Origin of the sequence: Gimesia chilikensis, assembly GCF_008329715.1 — a bacterium.
Lineage (GTDB): Bacteria > Planctomycetota > Planctomycetia > Planctomycetales > Planctomycetaceae > Gimesia > Gimesia chilikensis.
Window position 1 is genome coordinate 128,989 of sequence record NZ_VTSR01000006.1, and the last position, 14,800, is coordinate 143,788.

General features: G+C 54.1%; 15 protein-coding genes. 7 read left to right on the forward strand and 8 right to left on the reverse strand.

Annotated features, from left to right (window positions below; all coding sequences use genetic code 11):
- The first annotated feature begins 22 nt into the window (after nucleotides 1-22).
- On the forward strand, nucleotides 23-568 hold the full coding sequence (gene mug, locus FYZ48_RS07705; RefSeq protein ID WP_149339076.1) for a G/U mismatch-specific DNA glycosylase: 546 nt from the start codon (nucleotides 23-25) through the stop codon (nucleotides 566-568).
- A gap of 195 nt (nucleotides 569-763) precedes the next feature.
- On the forward strand, nucleotides 764-1,279 hold the full coding sequence (locus FYZ48_RS07710) for a hypothetical protein (RefSeq protein WP_149339078.1): 516 nt from the start codon (nucleotides 764-766) through the stop codon (nucleotides 1,277-1,279).
- Here the strand turns inward: FYZ48_RS07710 and FYZ48_RS07715 are convergent, their stop codons facing one another.
- On the reverse strand, nucleotides 1,280-2,323 hold the full coding sequence (locus tag FYZ48_RS07715) for a hypothetical protein (protein WP_149339080.1): 1,044 nt from the start codon (nucleotides 2,321-2,323) through the stop codon (nucleotides 1,280-1,282). It abuts the gene before it with no gap.
- Between the two features lie 298 nt (nucleotides 2,324-2,621).
- Here FYZ48_RS07715 and FYZ48_RS07720 point away from each other — a divergent pair, with 298 nt between their 5' ends.
- Nucleotides 2,622-3,167 carry a hypothetical protein gene (locus FYZ48_RS07720; RefSeq protein WP_149339082.1) on the forward strand — a complete coding sequence of 182 codons (546 nt, stop codon included), beginning with the start codon at nucleotides 2,622-2,624 and terminating at the stop codon, nucleotides 3,165-3,167.
- 200 nt (nucleotides 3,168-3,367) lie between these two features.
- On the opposite strand, the gene FYZ48_RS07725 is transcribed toward FYZ48_RS07720, so the two are convergent.
- The 4 genes from FYZ48_RS07725 to lhgO all read right to left on the reverse strand — a co-directional run bounded on the left by FYZ48_RS07725 (nucleotide 3,368) and on the right by lhgO (nucleotide 7,331).
- Complete coding sequence (locus FYZ48_RS07725) at nucleotides 3,368-4,057, reverse strand: hypothetical protein (RefSeq protein ID WP_149339084.1); 690 nt, start codon at nucleotides 4,055-4,057, stop codon at nucleotides 3,368-3,370.
- Nucleotides 4,058-4,509: 452 nt separating this feature from the next.
- Nucleotides 4,510-4,878, reverse strand: a complete 369-nt coding sequence (locus FYZ48_RS07730) for a hypothetical protein (protein WP_149339087.1) — start codon at nucleotides 4,876-4,878, stop codon at nucleotides 4,510-4,512.
- A 62-nt stretch (nucleotides 4,879-4,940) separates the two neighbouring features.
- Nucleotides 4,941-6,116 carry a glycosyltransferase gene (locus tag FYZ48_RS07735; protein ID WP_149339089.1) on the reverse strand — a complete coding sequence of 392 codons (1,176 nt, stop codon included), beginning with the start codon at nucleotides 6,114-6,116 and terminating at the stop codon, nucleotides 4,941-4,943.
- Nucleotides 6,117-6,131: 15 nt separating this feature from the next.
- Nucleotides 6,132-7,331: an L-2-hydroxyglutarate oxidase gene (lhgO, locus tag FYZ48_RS07740; protein ID WP_149339091.1), complete on the reverse strand. Its 1,200-nt coding sequence runs from the start codon at nucleotides 7,329-7,331 to the stop codon at nucleotides 6,132-6,134.
- 123 nt (nucleotides 7,332-7,454) lie between these two features.
- Here lhgO and FYZ48_RS07745 point away from each other — a divergent pair, with 123 nt between their 5' ends.
- Nucleotides 7,455-8,828 (forward strand): dipeptidase, encoded by a 1,374-nt coding sequence (locus FYZ48_RS07745; RefSeq protein ID WP_149339093.1) that lies wholly within the window; start codon nucleotides 7,455-7,457, stop codon nucleotides 8,826-8,828.
- Between the two features lie 83 nt (nucleotides 8,829-8,911).
- On the opposite strand, the gene FYZ48_RS07750 is transcribed toward FYZ48_RS07745, so the two are convergent.
- The 3 genes from FYZ48_RS07750 to FYZ48_RS07760 all read right to left on the reverse strand — a co-directional run bounded on the left by FYZ48_RS07750 (nucleotide 8,912) and on the right by FYZ48_RS07760 (nucleotide 11,456).
- Nucleotides 8,912-10,255 carry a DUF1501 domain-containing protein gene (locus FYZ48_RS07750; RefSeq protein ID WP_149339095.1) on the reverse strand — a complete coding sequence of 448 codons (1,344 nt, stop codon included), beginning with the start codon at nucleotides 10,253-10,255 and terminating at the stop codon, nucleotides 8,912-8,914.
- 136 nt (nucleotides 10,256-10,391) lie between these two features.
- Entirely contained in the window at nucleotides 10,392-11,123 is a 732-nt protein-coding gene (gene folK, locus FYZ48_RS07755; protein ID WP_149339097.1) for a 2-amino-4-hydroxy-6-hydroxymethyldihydropteridine diphosphokinase, read from the reverse strand.
- Between the two features lie 159 nt (nucleotides 11,124-11,282).
- Nucleotides 11,283-11,456 carry a Flp family type IVb pilin gene (locus FYZ48_RS07760; RefSeq protein WP_149339099.1) on the reverse strand — a complete coding sequence of 58 codons (174 nt, stop codon included), beginning with the start codon at nucleotides 11,454-11,456 and terminating at the stop codon, nucleotides 11,283-11,285.
- A 386-nt stretch (nucleotides 11,457-11,842) separates the two neighbouring features.
- On the opposite strand from FYZ48_RS07760, the gene infA reads away from it, so the two are divergent.
- The 3 genes from infA (at nucleotide 11,843) to recG (ending at nucleotide 14,800) form a co-directional block, all read left to right on the forward strand.
- Nucleotides 11,843-12,061 carry a translation initiation factor IF-1 gene (infA, locus tag FYZ48_RS07765; RefSeq protein ID WP_002643979.1) on the forward strand — a complete coding sequence of 73 codons (219 nt, stop codon included), beginning with the start codon at nucleotides 11,843-11,845 and terminating at the stop codon, nucleotides 12,059-12,061.
- Nucleotides 12,062-12,209: 148 nt separating this feature from the next.
- Nucleotides 12,210-12,704, forward strand: a complete 495-nt coding sequence (rnhA, locus tag FYZ48_RS07770) for a ribonuclease HI (protein WP_149339101.1) — start codon at nucleotides 12,210-12,212, stop codon at nucleotides 12,702-12,704.
- A 20-nt stretch (nucleotides 12,705-12,724) separates the two neighbouring features.
- A complete protein-coding gene (gene recG / locus FYZ48_RS07775) occupies nucleotides 12,725-14,800 on the forward strand; it encodes an ATP-dependent DNA helicase RecG (protein WP_149339103.1) in 2,076 nt (691 codons plus the stop codon).

A 14,800-nucleotide genomic window follows, 5' to 3' on the forward strand; every position in this document is an offset into this window, starting at 1 on the left:
CGCAACAGGGAGTCTATTCAGCATGGAAGAAATCTGGAAGCCGACAGCCGAGGAGGTCGAACAGGCCATCCATAAGCTGCTTCCCGATCTGATTGAAGAGGGGCTGAAAGCCCTGTTTGTCGGGACTAATCCAGGTCTGTATTCGGCTGCGGTCGGGCATCACTTTGCCCGGCCCGGCAACCGCTTCTGGCCTGCAATGCATCGGGGGAAAATCACCGAGCGGCTCTACTCCCCGTTCGAAGACTATAAACTGCTCGAGCGGGGTGGCGGGCTGACCAACATTGTCAGCAGAGCCTCCAAACGGGCCGACGAACTCTCGAAAGAAGAGCTCTACGAGGGAGCCCGCATTCTCACGGAAAAGGTCATCAAGTACCGACCGCAGAAGGTCGTCTTTCTGGGGATCACCTCCTACCGTAAAGCGTTTCAGCAGAAAGACGCGCAGCTCGGACTGCAGAAACGTCAGATCGGGAAAGCCGACGTCTGGGTGCTGCCGAACCCCAGCGGGTTGAACGCCCACTACCAGCTCCCGGAACTGGGCAAGATCTTCGCGCGGATGTGGCGGAAATAGTCCACCCATTTTACCTGTTTTACGTTATCGAAAACCTTTTCGATACCAAGTCGTTCTCCTCTCGGGATTTGGCTGAATCCAGCCGATTTATATCGACGATGAATAACATTAAACCGGTCAGGGAAACTGCGCAGGCATCTTCCGTCTGCCTCCCGCTCCGGTCCGGAACGGTTCCGTATCCCACAGGTCTGTCGCATGCATCGTCAATCGAAATTTCGCTGGCATCGAATCGTACTGCTGCTACTCACAGCGGCTGTACTGAGTCAGCAGGGTTGCGTGCATCGCAAACGGTATAGCCTGTCCAGCTTCTGGATCGACTACAACACATTACGGGCTCCGGCGATCTTCTTTCAGAAACGGGAGCACTTTCCTTACAAGGCGTCCCAGGTCTCTCTGTTTCACTGGCAGTATGGCGTGACGCCAGGCCGGAACGTGAAATACGTACGCCCGGATCTCGTACGGGAAAATATGCCAGTTTCCGACACCTATGGCGGTATTACTCAAGCCGGCATGCTCGTGGAACAGCAACCTGTCATCGAATCCGCGCCGTCGGTGAGTGCCAATGGTCCCATGTCGATTCCTCCTGCCCCACAGCCGGCTCCGAAATCGAAGCTTCCTGCACCGCCTCAGCTGAAGCTGCAGCCCAAGCCTGTCCGTAAGCCGGCGACTACACCCCCGCCGCCTCCCGCACCGGCAGCAGAGAAATCCTGATTACGGCTTCGGTGACTGCACGCGAGGCTCAAACGCGGTAATCCAGACGAAGGGCTGCCCGCGTTCATCAATGACCAGTTTACGTACCAGCCCGGTTCCGCCGATGGCATCGCGGATCAGAATACCCCAGGTCGTCCGCTTCTTGGAAACGTTGACTTTGATTTCATCAACGTCGATCTGTTTCTGCTGAACCTCATAATCGTCGAGTAGCATGGGAATCTCTGAGGCCTTGGACGTGGCTACCAGAACATCACGCAGGGGGACATTGCTGAGTTCGACTGGAATCAATTCAAAATAGCGGGGCGCGGTTTTCTGGCGGGACAGTTTCAGTTCCCAGCCAATCGGCCAGGGAGACTCTGTGGCCTCCCAGGGAGTGATCAGCAGTTCCAGCGAGCCCGAAGGGGTGCGTGAGGGATGAAAGGCCAGGCCATACTGCTTGAGGGCAATCGCCAGTGCCGTCCCTTTGGACAGTTTGCTGAGATCAGCAGAGATAGTGTCACCCGCGGGAATCTGCGAAAAACGTTTCTGTGCTTCCAGGTCAAAGCGGACTGGCAGCGAACCCGGGAACTCCAGCTTGCGAACCGCCTGATCCAGGGTCAGCCCCTGGAGGTTTACTGGTGTTGCTTCAGAGAGGGCAGCAAAGACTTTTTTGAACTGTGCATTCGAAAGCCCCCAGAGGGGTTTACTGTCAGGCGATCCCTGGGCACCGTAGACTCTCAGCTCATTAATCCATTCTTTGACCCGGGCGACCTCGTTACGGGCAAATTTGCGTCCAGGAAACTGAATCACGCCGTTACGATCCAGAGTACCGGTGACTCTCACCTCCCGTAGAGTCCCCCTGACATTTTCCTCGACAGCAGGTTTATCATCCAGAACGGCACGTCGGGTGCGAATCGAAATCCCCAGATCCCGAAACGTCTGCCCCCATTGCTGGGCATACAGGGCCGAACCGTCGGCTTCCATTAACAGAGTCACAGTCACGTCCGTCTTCAACGGCGCGCCCTGCGGTTTCTCCTGTTTGGGAAACGTCACCTGGGCGGACACAGTCGAGACTCCGATGAGAAGGATAGAAAACAGAACTGAAAGACAGGCAGATTTCTTAAATTGATATTTCATATCTTTTGAGCTGCAATCGAAAGAAACAGGTTCAAAGAACTCATTGTCGGATAAGCCGACAGGTCCACACGGGGCTGCACGAGTATGTGATATCCCAATCTCTGGAGTATAGCAGATCATGTGCTGCCTGATGAGACCAAAACAGCCAGTGGCTACAATTCCCCTGTGGTTCTGATATCCTTGAACTATCCAGACATACCTGACAATTCGAAGTAGAGAGACAATCATGGAATTCGTCACCCGAGCAGATTTTATTGATCGGCTGGAGCGAAACCTGATCTCATATGGGATCAGGCAGGATGTCATTCTGTTTTATCCCGTTGCCAGATTGACCGACGCCCTTCCCCTACCCCCGGATACAACAGGCACCCCCATCGCCTACCCGCACCCGAATCTCAACTGGTATTGTGTCTGTGATCATCAGGGATTTGTGTTGACTGTGAGTTCCGGGACACAGGACTCGGATAATGTCTTTATTGAGACCGACTTTACTGAGCCGGAAAGTAATTCTGCAGACTGGAAAGTCATCTCAGCAATAGCCCCCCTGGTTAGGTTTCTGGATGCCCGCTTTGGTTTAATCGAAAGCCGATGTGCTTACCGGAAAACCGGCCAATACTATGCCATGACAACCGACAGTCAACATGGAACTTATTACATCTACGAAGCCGAAACAGAAGCCGAAGCCCATCAGGCCTGCGAAGCCTTGAGACAGGCACAGCCCAACACGGAGTATTTTGTTCTATCGAAGGATGAATTCAACAAATTAAAGTAGAACTCATTTCGTGCTGTTTGTGTCTTTCGTGGTTCAAACTCATCCCTGCCATAAAAAAATCCCCCGGACCATTATTGATCCGGGGGATGGGAGGTCGTGTCAGTCAGGCTGTACCAGTGGTTCAGCGTTTCTGACAGAGACAGGCAGTCAGGGTTGGCTTACTAAGCCAGCCCTCGTGCCTTAAGTCTAAAGGACCAGGACTAGGCGTCGATCAGACTTTCAACTTTCTTTAATTCTTCCTGTGCTTCCTTGAGACGCTTTTCAGCTGCAGTAACATCTTCCTGCTGTGCCTTCAGCGATTCCTGAGCGCCATTCAGATCATCCTGGGCGTCGGCCTTTTCTTTATCGCTGGCCGATTCCAGTTTCTGCTTCGCTTCAGCAACCTGCTTTTCCGCTTCCACAACATCTTTCTTTTCCTGGCTGATGGTTTTCTGAATCGCAGCGATGCGTTCGTTGGCGTTTTTCAGAGCATCCACTTTGGTCTGTGCAAGATTCTTACGTGCTTCGGCAACACGTTCGTCGGCATCTTTTTTTGCTTCCTGAACGTCCTGCTTAGCAGCCATCTGTGCCGCTGCCAGCGCTTTATCCAGCTCGCGTTTGGCCTTTTCTACATCATGACGTTCTTCACTGATCTCTTCTGGTTCTTCCCCTTCGCGCTGGGCTTCTTCCAGCTCTTTCATTTCTTCCTGGATCTGTTCGGTGCCGACACGGCGGGTTTCATGAACGCGTTCTTCCGCATCCTGTTTGGCTTCTGCAACCTGCTGCTGCCCTTCCTGTTTCGCCTTATCGATTTCCTTACGGGCTTCTTCGATCGATTCGGAATTGGCCTGGCATCCGACGAGAACCAGAGCGGCCAGTGCTGTTGCAGAGCTGAGTTTCATTAAAGACATGATTTTCTCCTGTGCTTTCCTTAGTACGGACCCTGTCCTCACTGACGTCTGAGCGGGCCACTTATTCGCAAATTGACTTCACTGTAAGCTGATGTATCTTCAGGTCGCTTCCTCACTCGTCAGCGATCTTCTTGAGGAAGCCTGTATTGCCTGAAGATGAAAAGCAGTTTCCGTGCCAGTCATACAGGTTGTACGAAATGCAGGCGTTTTCTCAGCTTAATGCAAGTCGGTTAGAAGTTCGGCAGGGCAGAAACAGCCCCCGGGCTGAACGCCGGGCAGACAGTCAGATCGCTGATCGCGCAATGCAAGGCATGGGATCAACATTGATTGATAAGTAAGCACGAATTAAAGGGCGTTTCCCGGACTCATTTTATTTTGCCCCAGTTACGATGTCTCTTTAGTTGGATTTAGCCGACATCTCTTGCTGATATCCACCGAATGACCATCACAGTCTAAAAAATAAAGAAGACCGGTTTCTGATTTTCAATGGCTTTCTCCAGCAATTCTCTGAATGACTTAAAAAAGATCTTAAGCGAAGGAGAACTCACATTTTGATACTCTTGATCTATCAGCCTAACGATTAAATACAGCTGATCTGGTTCAATCACTTCTTCTTCGTAATCATCAATCATGGAATCACAAAGTCCATTGATTTTATCAAACACTTTCAAATCCCAAAGCCCAGAATAATCATCATCGTTATTCAACGAAATGAAATTAACAAGAAGTGGATGATCAACATACCAGAATCGTAATTGATCCTCGGCATCCTGATTACAAGGGGAAAATATGCCTCTTCGATAACACTCGGTGAGTTGCATTTGAATGATTCCCGAATTTTTCACTGAAGCTAACATCTTCAACGGCTTTGAACTGATCCCTTTCAATACAGATGCCGTTTCAGCAGATCCAGGCGGTAGATCGTATCGCGCCAGCGTACACCTCCGTTTTTCAGCGTGATCCAGGCGGAACGCCAGAAGGCGAAGGTGAGTGCCAGCGAGGCGTAAAGCAGAAATGGGGTGATTGCCAGTCCGGACGAAAAGATCCAGCCCAGCAGCCCGTAAGTCAGGTGTAGCAGTACGAGTGTCGCCAGAAAGCCGACCGTCTCTGTCAGGGGAAACAGGCAGGGCATCACGAACGGTACCAGAAAAAAGAGAACGTACAGCGTCGTGACAAAACAGAGTCTGCGAACCGAATAGTAGAGCGAGGCAAAGGCGTTCTTTTCAATTCCGGTGATCACAGCCCAGGCAGAGGGCTGCCAGCGAACCTGGAGTTCGTCAATTCCCAGGTAGACATCCTGCTGATAACCACTCTGCTTGATCAGCTTTCCCAGTTTGATGTCATCCAGCACGTCGAGCCGAATCGTCTCCAGCCCACCTGTCGCCTGATAGACAGATCGCTTCAGCAGATTGAAAGCACCGATGCCCACATAAGCATGTTTCCAGCGAGTCGGGATCAGCCAGAAAAATGTTCCCGAGGCGAGCAGGAACCCGAAGTAAGTGACGAAGGCCCGCTCGAACAGATCTCCCCGTGCCAGTCGGGGGAGCAGCGCCAGATGATCGAGCTGCTGATCCAAAAAGATTCGGGTCGCATGCGTGATGGCCTGCGGCGAAAAGATAATATCCCCATCGGTAAACAGCAGCAGTTCTCCGGTAGCCTGTTGGGCAGCCTGGTGCATCGCATGGGATTTCCCCAGCCAGTCAGCGGGCAGTTCTTCGATGTGCAGGACCTGCATCTGGCCCCGGTTCTCTGCAGCAGCCCGGGCGGCGACCCGCTCCATCATCGCGCCGGTCTCATCAGTGGAGCGATCGTTGACCGCGATGATTTCGAGATTGGGATAGTCAGAAGCCAGCAGGGAATTCAGGTTCACTTCGATTGTCGCTGCTTCATCCTTCGCGGGCACTATCACGGAAATCCGTGGCCACTGGTCAGGAATCGCAGTCCGGTTCACACAGCGGGAGATCTGTTTCTGCAGCATGGTCACCAGTGATGGCCCCAGCAGAACAAGCCAGAACACAAGCGTAGCATAGCCCCAGATGGTGATCAGCGTGTCGGTCATTGCGGGAACTTTCCGTTATTCAATCCGGGGGGCGAGCAGATCAACAATCGTCTGACCGATGCGGAGCGAAGACGTCGCTGCCGGCGAGGGTGCGTTTAACACGTTGATCATGCGATCGGATTCGTCGATCAGAAAATCATCGACCAGGGAGCCATCGGGGCCGAGTGCCTGCGCCCGCACACCCGCTGGAGCGGAGACCAGATGCTCGGACCGGATCTCGGGAATCAGCCGCTGCAACGCTTCGACAAACGCAGGCTTGCTGAAGGAACGCCACATTTCGCCCAGACCGGTCTTCCAGTATTTGCAGGCCATCTTGAGAAAGCCGGGATAGGTGGCTGCTTCCAGCAGGTCACGCAGATTGATGTTTGATTTCGTATACCCCTCACGGGCGAACGCCCAGACGGCATTCGGACCACATTCCACGCCACCATGAATCATCCTGGTAAAGTGCACTCCCAGAAAGGGGAACTCAGGATTGGGAACCGGATAGATCAATGATTTGCACAGATGCTCCGCTTCCGGCTTGAGTTCATAGTACTCCCCCCGGAACGGGACAATCTTAGAATCGGGATGGGCGCCCCCCAGTCGGGCCACGCGGTCGCTGAACAGTCCGCCACAATTGATGACCTGTTTTGCGGTAAAGTCACCGGCTCTGGTTTGCAGGGTAATTCCATCTGCATGATGTTTGATGCCGACGACCTCCGCGCCGGTCTGGATCAGATGTCCCTTTTCCTGAATCCGCTCACCCAGCCGGACCGCCACCTGCCTGTAATCGACAATGCCTGTTTCGGGAACATGAATCCCACGGATGCCTGCCACATGCGGTTCGTATTCTTTGAGCCGGGCCTCGTCGATCATTTCACAGACGACGCCGTTCTGCTGTCCCCGCTCAAAGATATTGTCCAGGGCACCGAACTCGCTTTCGTCGACAGCCACGATCACTTTGCCGCACTCGTCCCAGGGAATCTCCTCGGCGGTGCAGAAGGCTTTCATCGCCTTGATGCCTTCGCGGCAGTTGACAGCGCGTAGCGATCCGGGCTTGTAATAGATTCCCGAATGCAGGACCCCGGAGTTATGTCCTGTCTGATGCAGGGCCAGTTCGTTCTCTTTTTCGAGGATCAGCACAGAGGTCTGGGGAAAGCGTTGCGTGATCTGCCAGCCGGTCGCCAGCCCGACGATCCCCCCACCAATTATTGCGACATCTGCATTTTTCATGGATGACTTCTATACTCAAATGGTTGCCGGCAACATATACTCGGGATTCGATAATTAGATCACGGAATCTCTCTCACCTTCATGTTTATCATAACTTAGCAGGATCGGGGTTACAGGAAAACAATGGTTGAGCATGTTCGCGATTATTTAGAGCAACATCAGGATCGGTTCGTCGGAGAACTGGTTGAGTTTTTAAAAATTCCCAGTGTGAGTGCCGACTCGACTCTCAAAGCCGAAACCCGGCGGGGAGCCGAATTTGTCCAGCAGCAGATGGAAGCCGCTGGTCTGGAAAGCCAACTCATCGAAACCGCGGGACACCCGATTGTTTACGGCTCCTGGAAAAAAGCAGAGGGGAAACCAACCGTCCTCGTCTATGGTCATTACGATGTGCAGCCCCCCGATCCGCTCGATCAATGGCAGACGCCCCCCTTCGAACCCGATATCCGCGATGGTCATATCTATGCCCGCGGTGCGACCGACGACAAGGGGCAGATGTATACACACATTAAATCGGTCGAAGCCTGGATGAAGACGCAGGGAGAACTTCCCGTCAACGTGGTCTTCGTGATTGAAGGGGAAGAAGAGGTCGGCAGCGACAACCTAGATCGCTTCCTGGCTGAGAACAAGGATCTGGTCGCCTGTGATATCGCAGTAATCAGCGACACCAGCCAGTATGCACCGGGTATCCCGGCGATCACTTACGGACTGCGGGGAATTCTCGCCTGCGAAGTGATTGTCAACGGCCCGCGACAGGATCTGCACAGCGGCGTGTTTGGCGGTGCGGTCACCAATCCTGCTAACGGTCTGGCCCGCATGGTCGCTGCTCTGCACGATGACCAGGGCCGCGTCCAGATTCCCGGCTTCTACGACAACGTCATCGAGCTCAAGCAGGAAGAGCGCGATCAGTTCGCTGACCTGCCCTTCGATGAAGCGAAATTCATGTCGGACCTGGGTGTCAAAGCAGTTTCAGGGGAAGCAGACTTCAGCACACTGGAACGCCGCTGGGCACGACCGACGTGCGATTTGAATGGCATGGTCTCCGGATATACGGGTGAAGGTCCGAAGACAATCGTTCCTGCCCAGGCGCGCGTTAAAATCAGTTGCCGACTCGTTCCCGATCAGGATCCAGCTGCCTTGACCAGAGCACTGGAGCAGTTCCTGCGCGAACAGTTGCCGGCGGGATTGACCATGCAGTTCATCGATTATCACGGCTGCAAGGGGCTCGTGTTTGATTTCAACAGTCCCTACATGGCGGCTGCCCGTACTGCGATTGAACAGGCCTTCGGAACGGCTCCGGTCATGATTCGTGAAGGGGGCTCGATTCCGGTGGTCGAAACATTCCAGTCGCTGGTGGGCGTCGAAACGCTGCTCTTAGGCTGGGGACAGAATACCGACAACCTGCACAGCCCCAACGAACGTTTCTCGCTGGAAGCCTTCCGTCAGGGAACCCTGGCAAGTGCCCTGCTCTGGCAGGAACTGGCAAACATTCAGGTTTGAATTCAGCGCAGATTGCTTTCCGAGATACATCCAGTCGCGCAAACGCCCCGTGTTTGGACGCTGCGTTTACTTACCCAAGTCAATCAGACCAGTTCGGGCATTGCCTTGTATTTATCGCGGTCGACCAGATAGCGGGGACGTCCCTGCAGATCGTCGATGGTTGCCGATTCGACATCGATCCCCAGGTTGCGATACAGTGAAGCGAAGACTTCCTGGAAGTGCACCGGGCGATCTTCTGCGTATTCACCCAGCCGGTTGGTTGAACCGATGATCTGGCCGGTCTTCATGCCGCCACCTGCGAGCAGTGCAGTTGAAACGCGGGGCCAGTGATCGCGGCCGGAATTTGCGTTGATCTTGGGAGTCCGTCCGAATTCGCCCCAAACGACAACGGTGACGTCGTCCAGCATTCCGCGGTTTTCAAGGTCTTCGACGAGTGCCGTCACGCCCTGATCGAGCATCGGCATGTCTTCACGTCCGCGTTTGAAATTCCCACCATGCCAGTCCCAGCGACTGAAAGCCAGCGTGACACAACGGGCACCGGCTTCAATCAGACGCCGGGCTGTCAGAAAGTCATCCAGCAGTTTGGGACCGCCGTCTGCTCTCAGTTTCGGGGTTCCTCGACCATAGCGGTCGCGCAGCGCCTGATCTTCTTTCGAAAGGTCCAGAGCTTCGGCGAGTTTGCTGGAGGTCAGAATTCCAAAGGCCTGCTGGGTGAACGAATCGAGGCCGTCCATCATGCCGGAAGCGTCTACCTGACTACGGAATCGGTCGAGTGAGCTGAGTACTTTTTTACGGTCATTCAGGCGATCCAGGCTGATCCCGTTGAGGGTCATGTCCGCCATGCCTTCTCCGTTGGGACGGAAAGGCGCGTGTGCCAGTCCCAGGAAGCCAGGATCTCCCGCACGTGCCCATTCCATGTGGCCCATCTTGGGAGAGAGACCGAGGAACGGCGGAATTGAAGGATCGACGGCTCCATATTTTTTCGAAAGAACCGAACCCAGGCTGGGCCAGCCACCCAGGGGCTGGTTGTTGAAACGCTGTCCTGTCAGACACTGGAAAGCATCGTGCCGGCCATCTGAACCAACCATGGAACGGATGAAGGTGAACTTGTCTGCCATCTGTGCCATGCGGGGGAACTGATCCCCGATTTCAATGCCGGAAACATTGGTCTGGATGGCGTTGAATTCACCGCGGATTTCACTGGGGGCATCGACTTTGATATCCCACATATCCTGATGCGGAGGACCTCCCGGCAGGAAGATCATGATGATGCCTTTGTGCTGCTTTCGTTTGGTGCTTGAAGATTCCGCCTGCAGCAGCTGGGGCAGCGAAAGTCCGCCTAAAGCGAGCCCACCGATCTGAAGAAAGTTCCTGCGTGAGATCCGGTCACAGAATTGACTCTTTTGAGAACCCAGAATCTTGAGCATCGTATCAGGTCTCCAAATCGTTTCAGGTGGGAATGTATGAGGAAGGCGAGCCACACCGAATCAGTTTATCAATCGCCAGATCGGTCAGCCATATTAAAAATATCGGCGAGCCCTTATGTACCAGTATAGTGGTTTTTCAGCGGAAATCCAGTGCAGATTGCAGTAGCCAGACAATTTGTTCAGTATCCGACTGCATCTCAGAAGCGTCTAAACGGGGAAGTAACGGCAGGGATTCAAAGGCTGTGGTGGTATTTTCTTCTCCAAACCAGGCGACCAGGGAGGGATCAGCGTGCTGTTCATCGCTTTCCCAGCGGGAAAATTCGACCTCAGGAAAACGGGACTGCAGCTCTTGAATCAACGCCAGAGACTCAGCTTGCGGCAGGCCTGCCAGCGAGAATACGAATGGCCTCTGGAGTAATCGCTGCTGAAGCTCGCCGATCGTCGCCTGTTTCACCGGATGAATGACATCGGCTGCAATCTCTACCAGCGGATCGAGCACGAAACGACGATACCAGCAGGCGGGATGTGGAACCGTCAGTTGGTCTTTCTGCAGAATCAGTTGATCAAATAGCAGCAGGTCCAGATCCAGTGTGCGGGCCCCCCAGCGAACCTCGCGAACCCGGCCCAGTTCCGTTTCCACGGTCTGAAGTTCTGTCAATAATGCCTCGGGAGAGAGCTCGACGGAAAGTTGGGCTGCGCCGTTGAGAAAGATCTCTTCTGTCTGACTGCCAACTGGAGTGGTTTCGATCCACTGACTGCGCTTTCCAACTACGATATCAGGGTGAGCATCAAGCCGCTGCAGGGCCCGGTCAAAGGTCTCCCGGACATTTCCCTGATTTCCCCCCAGGGCGATATAGCAGTCAGGCATTGGAATTCCGGCAGTCAATAGAAACGTGAAATGAGAGGACGACTGCCTGCAGTTTAGTGAATTGAATCAGAAGTGCAATTCCGCGGCTGCGGCTCACACTGGACGTCGAAGCCTGCGAAAGTATTTCGCATTCCGGGAAAGGTACACGCTGTGAATAGCTTACATGCCGTGGTTGTGCATTTCGGTGGTGGCATTTTCGAACAGGGCATTCGTATTCGTACCCACGGCTGCGATGGCAGCCACACATGCCAGGACAATCGCGGCCAGCATCACTGCATATTCGACAGCCGTCGGTCCATCTTCTTCACAGAGTAAGTTCTTGAAAAATTGCATTGTTCGATTCCGATATTCATACCTGTCATATTTTTCTGGAGTCCGCTGATCAGTCAGAGAGCGAACCATCCCCTCAATTCCGTAAACTATGACGCGTGTTCAAAGTTAGCTCATATTCCTGATGGAAAGCCGGAAAAACTGGCGAAGGTGCCCAAAAATCAGCTAAATCGGTGAGAGATGCAGGTTTTTCCCGCAGGAATTAGCGGGAAAGCAACTTGAGGCTCTGTTCAGACTGGCATAATCGGTGCATCCCTGTCACAATAAGTGACAGAAGACCGCTCCCGGACCTGAGTTATCATTTTTCAGGCTGTGCCGGTAGTAAGGATTGTGCGACTCTGTTCGCTGCTTCCCATTTCGTTAACTTTATTGGACAGGATACAATTGTTATGGCCAAAGAAGAGGCCATCGAAGTCGAAGGTACTGTAACCGAGGCGCTGGCAAATACACAGTTTCGAGTCGAACTGGAAAACGGACACCAGGTTCTGGCGCACGTTGCCGGCAAAATGCGCAAGCACTTTATTCGTATTGTGCCCGGCGATAAGGTCGTGGTAGAGGTCTCTCCCTACGATCTGAATCGTGGACGCATTGTGTATCGGGAAAGGTAAAGGCCCGCGGCCTGCCTGCCCCGCTTGTGGAATTCACAACCACAGGAGCTTTCACTGACAACGTGTAATCTCCTGTTGTTGCTTTGCCTGCCGGGCTGAATTCGATACGTTCTCATATCCCAGACCGACTTGCGTTCCCGGAAGACATATGCCCCAGGACTCAGCCCAGCTGAACTCTCTCCCGTTCGTGCAACTGTTTACCGACGGCGCCTGCCGTGGCAATCCGGGTCCGGGAGGTTGGGGAGTTATTCTGCGTCATCCCTCGACCGGTACGGAAAAAGAATTCTCAGGTGGAGAGGCAGAGACCACGAATAACCAGATGGAGCTGCAGGCAGTCATCTCCGGTCTGGAACTGTTGAAGAAACGTTCGCGGGTCGAAATCATTACCGACAGCGTCTATGTTGCGAAGGGGTCCAAAGAGTGGATGCCCAACTGGAAAAAGAACAACTGGCGCCGTCGCGAAGGGAAAAGCTGGAAGCCCGTCAAAAACGAAGAGCTCTGGCGGCAGCTGGATGAACTGCTGCAACAGCACGAGGTGCGGTTCACTCAGATTAAAGGGCACAGCGGACATCCCGAAAATGAACGCTGTGATGAACTGGCTGTCGAATATGCATTGAAGCTGCAGAATCAGACTGATCTCTAATTTACCGGTTCCGGAATGCGATGACCGAACCTTCCCTGGACACACCGATTCAATTTCTGCAAGGAGTCGGATCGGAACGCGCCGAGTTGCTGGTGAAACTGGGAATTGAAACCGTCGAAGATCTGCTCTGGCATCTGCCCCGGAGCGTACTCGATCTGACAGACGTCCGCCCCGTGAATGAACTCGAGGAGGACCAGTTGGCTTCGGTCTGCGGCAAAGTGGTTGACCTCGACGCACGCACGATTTCCCGTGGACGGACCATCTCCGCCATTCTCCTCGACTGTGGAACCGGCTTCCTCAAGGGAACCTGGTTCAATCAGCCCTGGGTCATCAAGCGTTTCTTCCAGGGACAGTTGCTGATGTTCTCTGGCAAGCCCAAACGACGTTCGGGCAAATGGGAAATGTCGCATCCCCAATACCAGGTCCTCGAAGAAGATCTCGATGATCCCCAGGGGGTCGTACTGCCCCGGTACAGCCTGACCGAAGGCATCAAAATGTACCAGATGCGACGCATGGTGCGGACCGCCGTAGAAGAATATGCTCAGCTGATTCCCGACTACCTCCCCGAACCGTTTCGCGAAGAACACGGTCTGCTGCCGCTGGCACAGGCGGTGATCCAAATGCATAAACCACAGACAATGCAGGAATACGAAGCCGGCGTCCGTCGCGTTATCTTTGATGACCTGCTGGAATTTCAACTGGGCCTGGCCATGCGTCGGCGGCAATGGACCTGCGTTGACAACGCACCGCTGATCAAGGTCACCGCCAAAGTCGATGCCCGGATCAGACGCCTGTTTCCGTTTGACTTCACAGAGGGACAGGATCAGGCCATCCAGGAGATCAAAACGGACCTGGGTTCCGGTCGCGCCATGCATCGCATGCTGCAGGCGGACGTGGGTGCTGGAAAAACGGCCATCGCGATCTACGCCATGCTCGCGACAATCGCCGCAGGCAAACAGGCGGTTCTGATGGCCCCCACAGAACTGCTGGCTGTCCAGCACTGGGATACGATTAATCGCATCCTGAATCAGAGTCGGGTCAAACGATGCGTGCTGACGGGTAGCCTGTCCTCAGCAGAGCGGAAAGCCACGCTGGAACAGATTGCCTCCGGTGAGCAGCAATTGATTGTCGGCACCCAGGCCGTAGTCCAGAAAGATGTGCAATATCACGATCTGGGACTGGTGATTATCGACGAACAGCATAAGTTCGGCGTGATGCAGCGGGCACACTTCACCAGCGAAGCGAATACGCCTCATATGCTGGTGATGACGGCCACCCCCATTCCCCGCAGCCTCTGTCTCACTCAGTTCGGTGAACTGGATATCTCGATCAATTCCGAACTCCCGCCGGGCAGACAGCCTGTCACCACCAGTCGGATCTCGACGACTCCTCAACGGAAGAAAGCCTGGGATTTTCTGCGCGCTCAAATCGACGCCGGCAGGCAAGCCTATATCGTCTGTCCCCGGATCGACTCCGAGCTTGAGGAAAACAGTCGATCCAGTGCGGAAGAAGTCTATCGCAAACTGCAGAAAAGCGAGCTGGCCAGTGCCTCGATCGGCCTGGTACATGGCCAGATGGACCGCGAGGAGCGGGCTCAGATCATGGAACAGTTCCACCAGGGCAAGATTCAGGTGCTGGTCTCCACGACAGTGGTTGAGGTGGGAGTCGATGTGCCCAATGCCACCTTAATGGTAATCCTGCAGTCAGACCGCTTCGGCCTCTCGCAGTTACACCAGTTGCGTGGGCGTGTCGGTCGAGGGATTCATCCCGGGTACTGTTTTCTGTTTTCGTATACCGAAAGCGAGGAGGCACTCAAGCGGCTGGCCGTCATGGAACAGACGACCAACGGTTTCGAGATTGCCGAAGCGGACTTCCAGGCTCGTGGTCCAGGTGACATCTTTGGAACCCGCCAGCATGGAGAGCTGCCGCTGCGTGTCGCCGACCTCAGACGCGATGACGACCTGTTGCAGGAAACCCGCGAGATTGCACTCCGACTGGTCGAAAAAGGGGAGTTTGATCAGCCCCGTTTTGCACCGCTGAAAATTCGCGTCCTGGACCGGTTCGGACAGTTGCTGGACCTCGGACAGAGTGGTTAA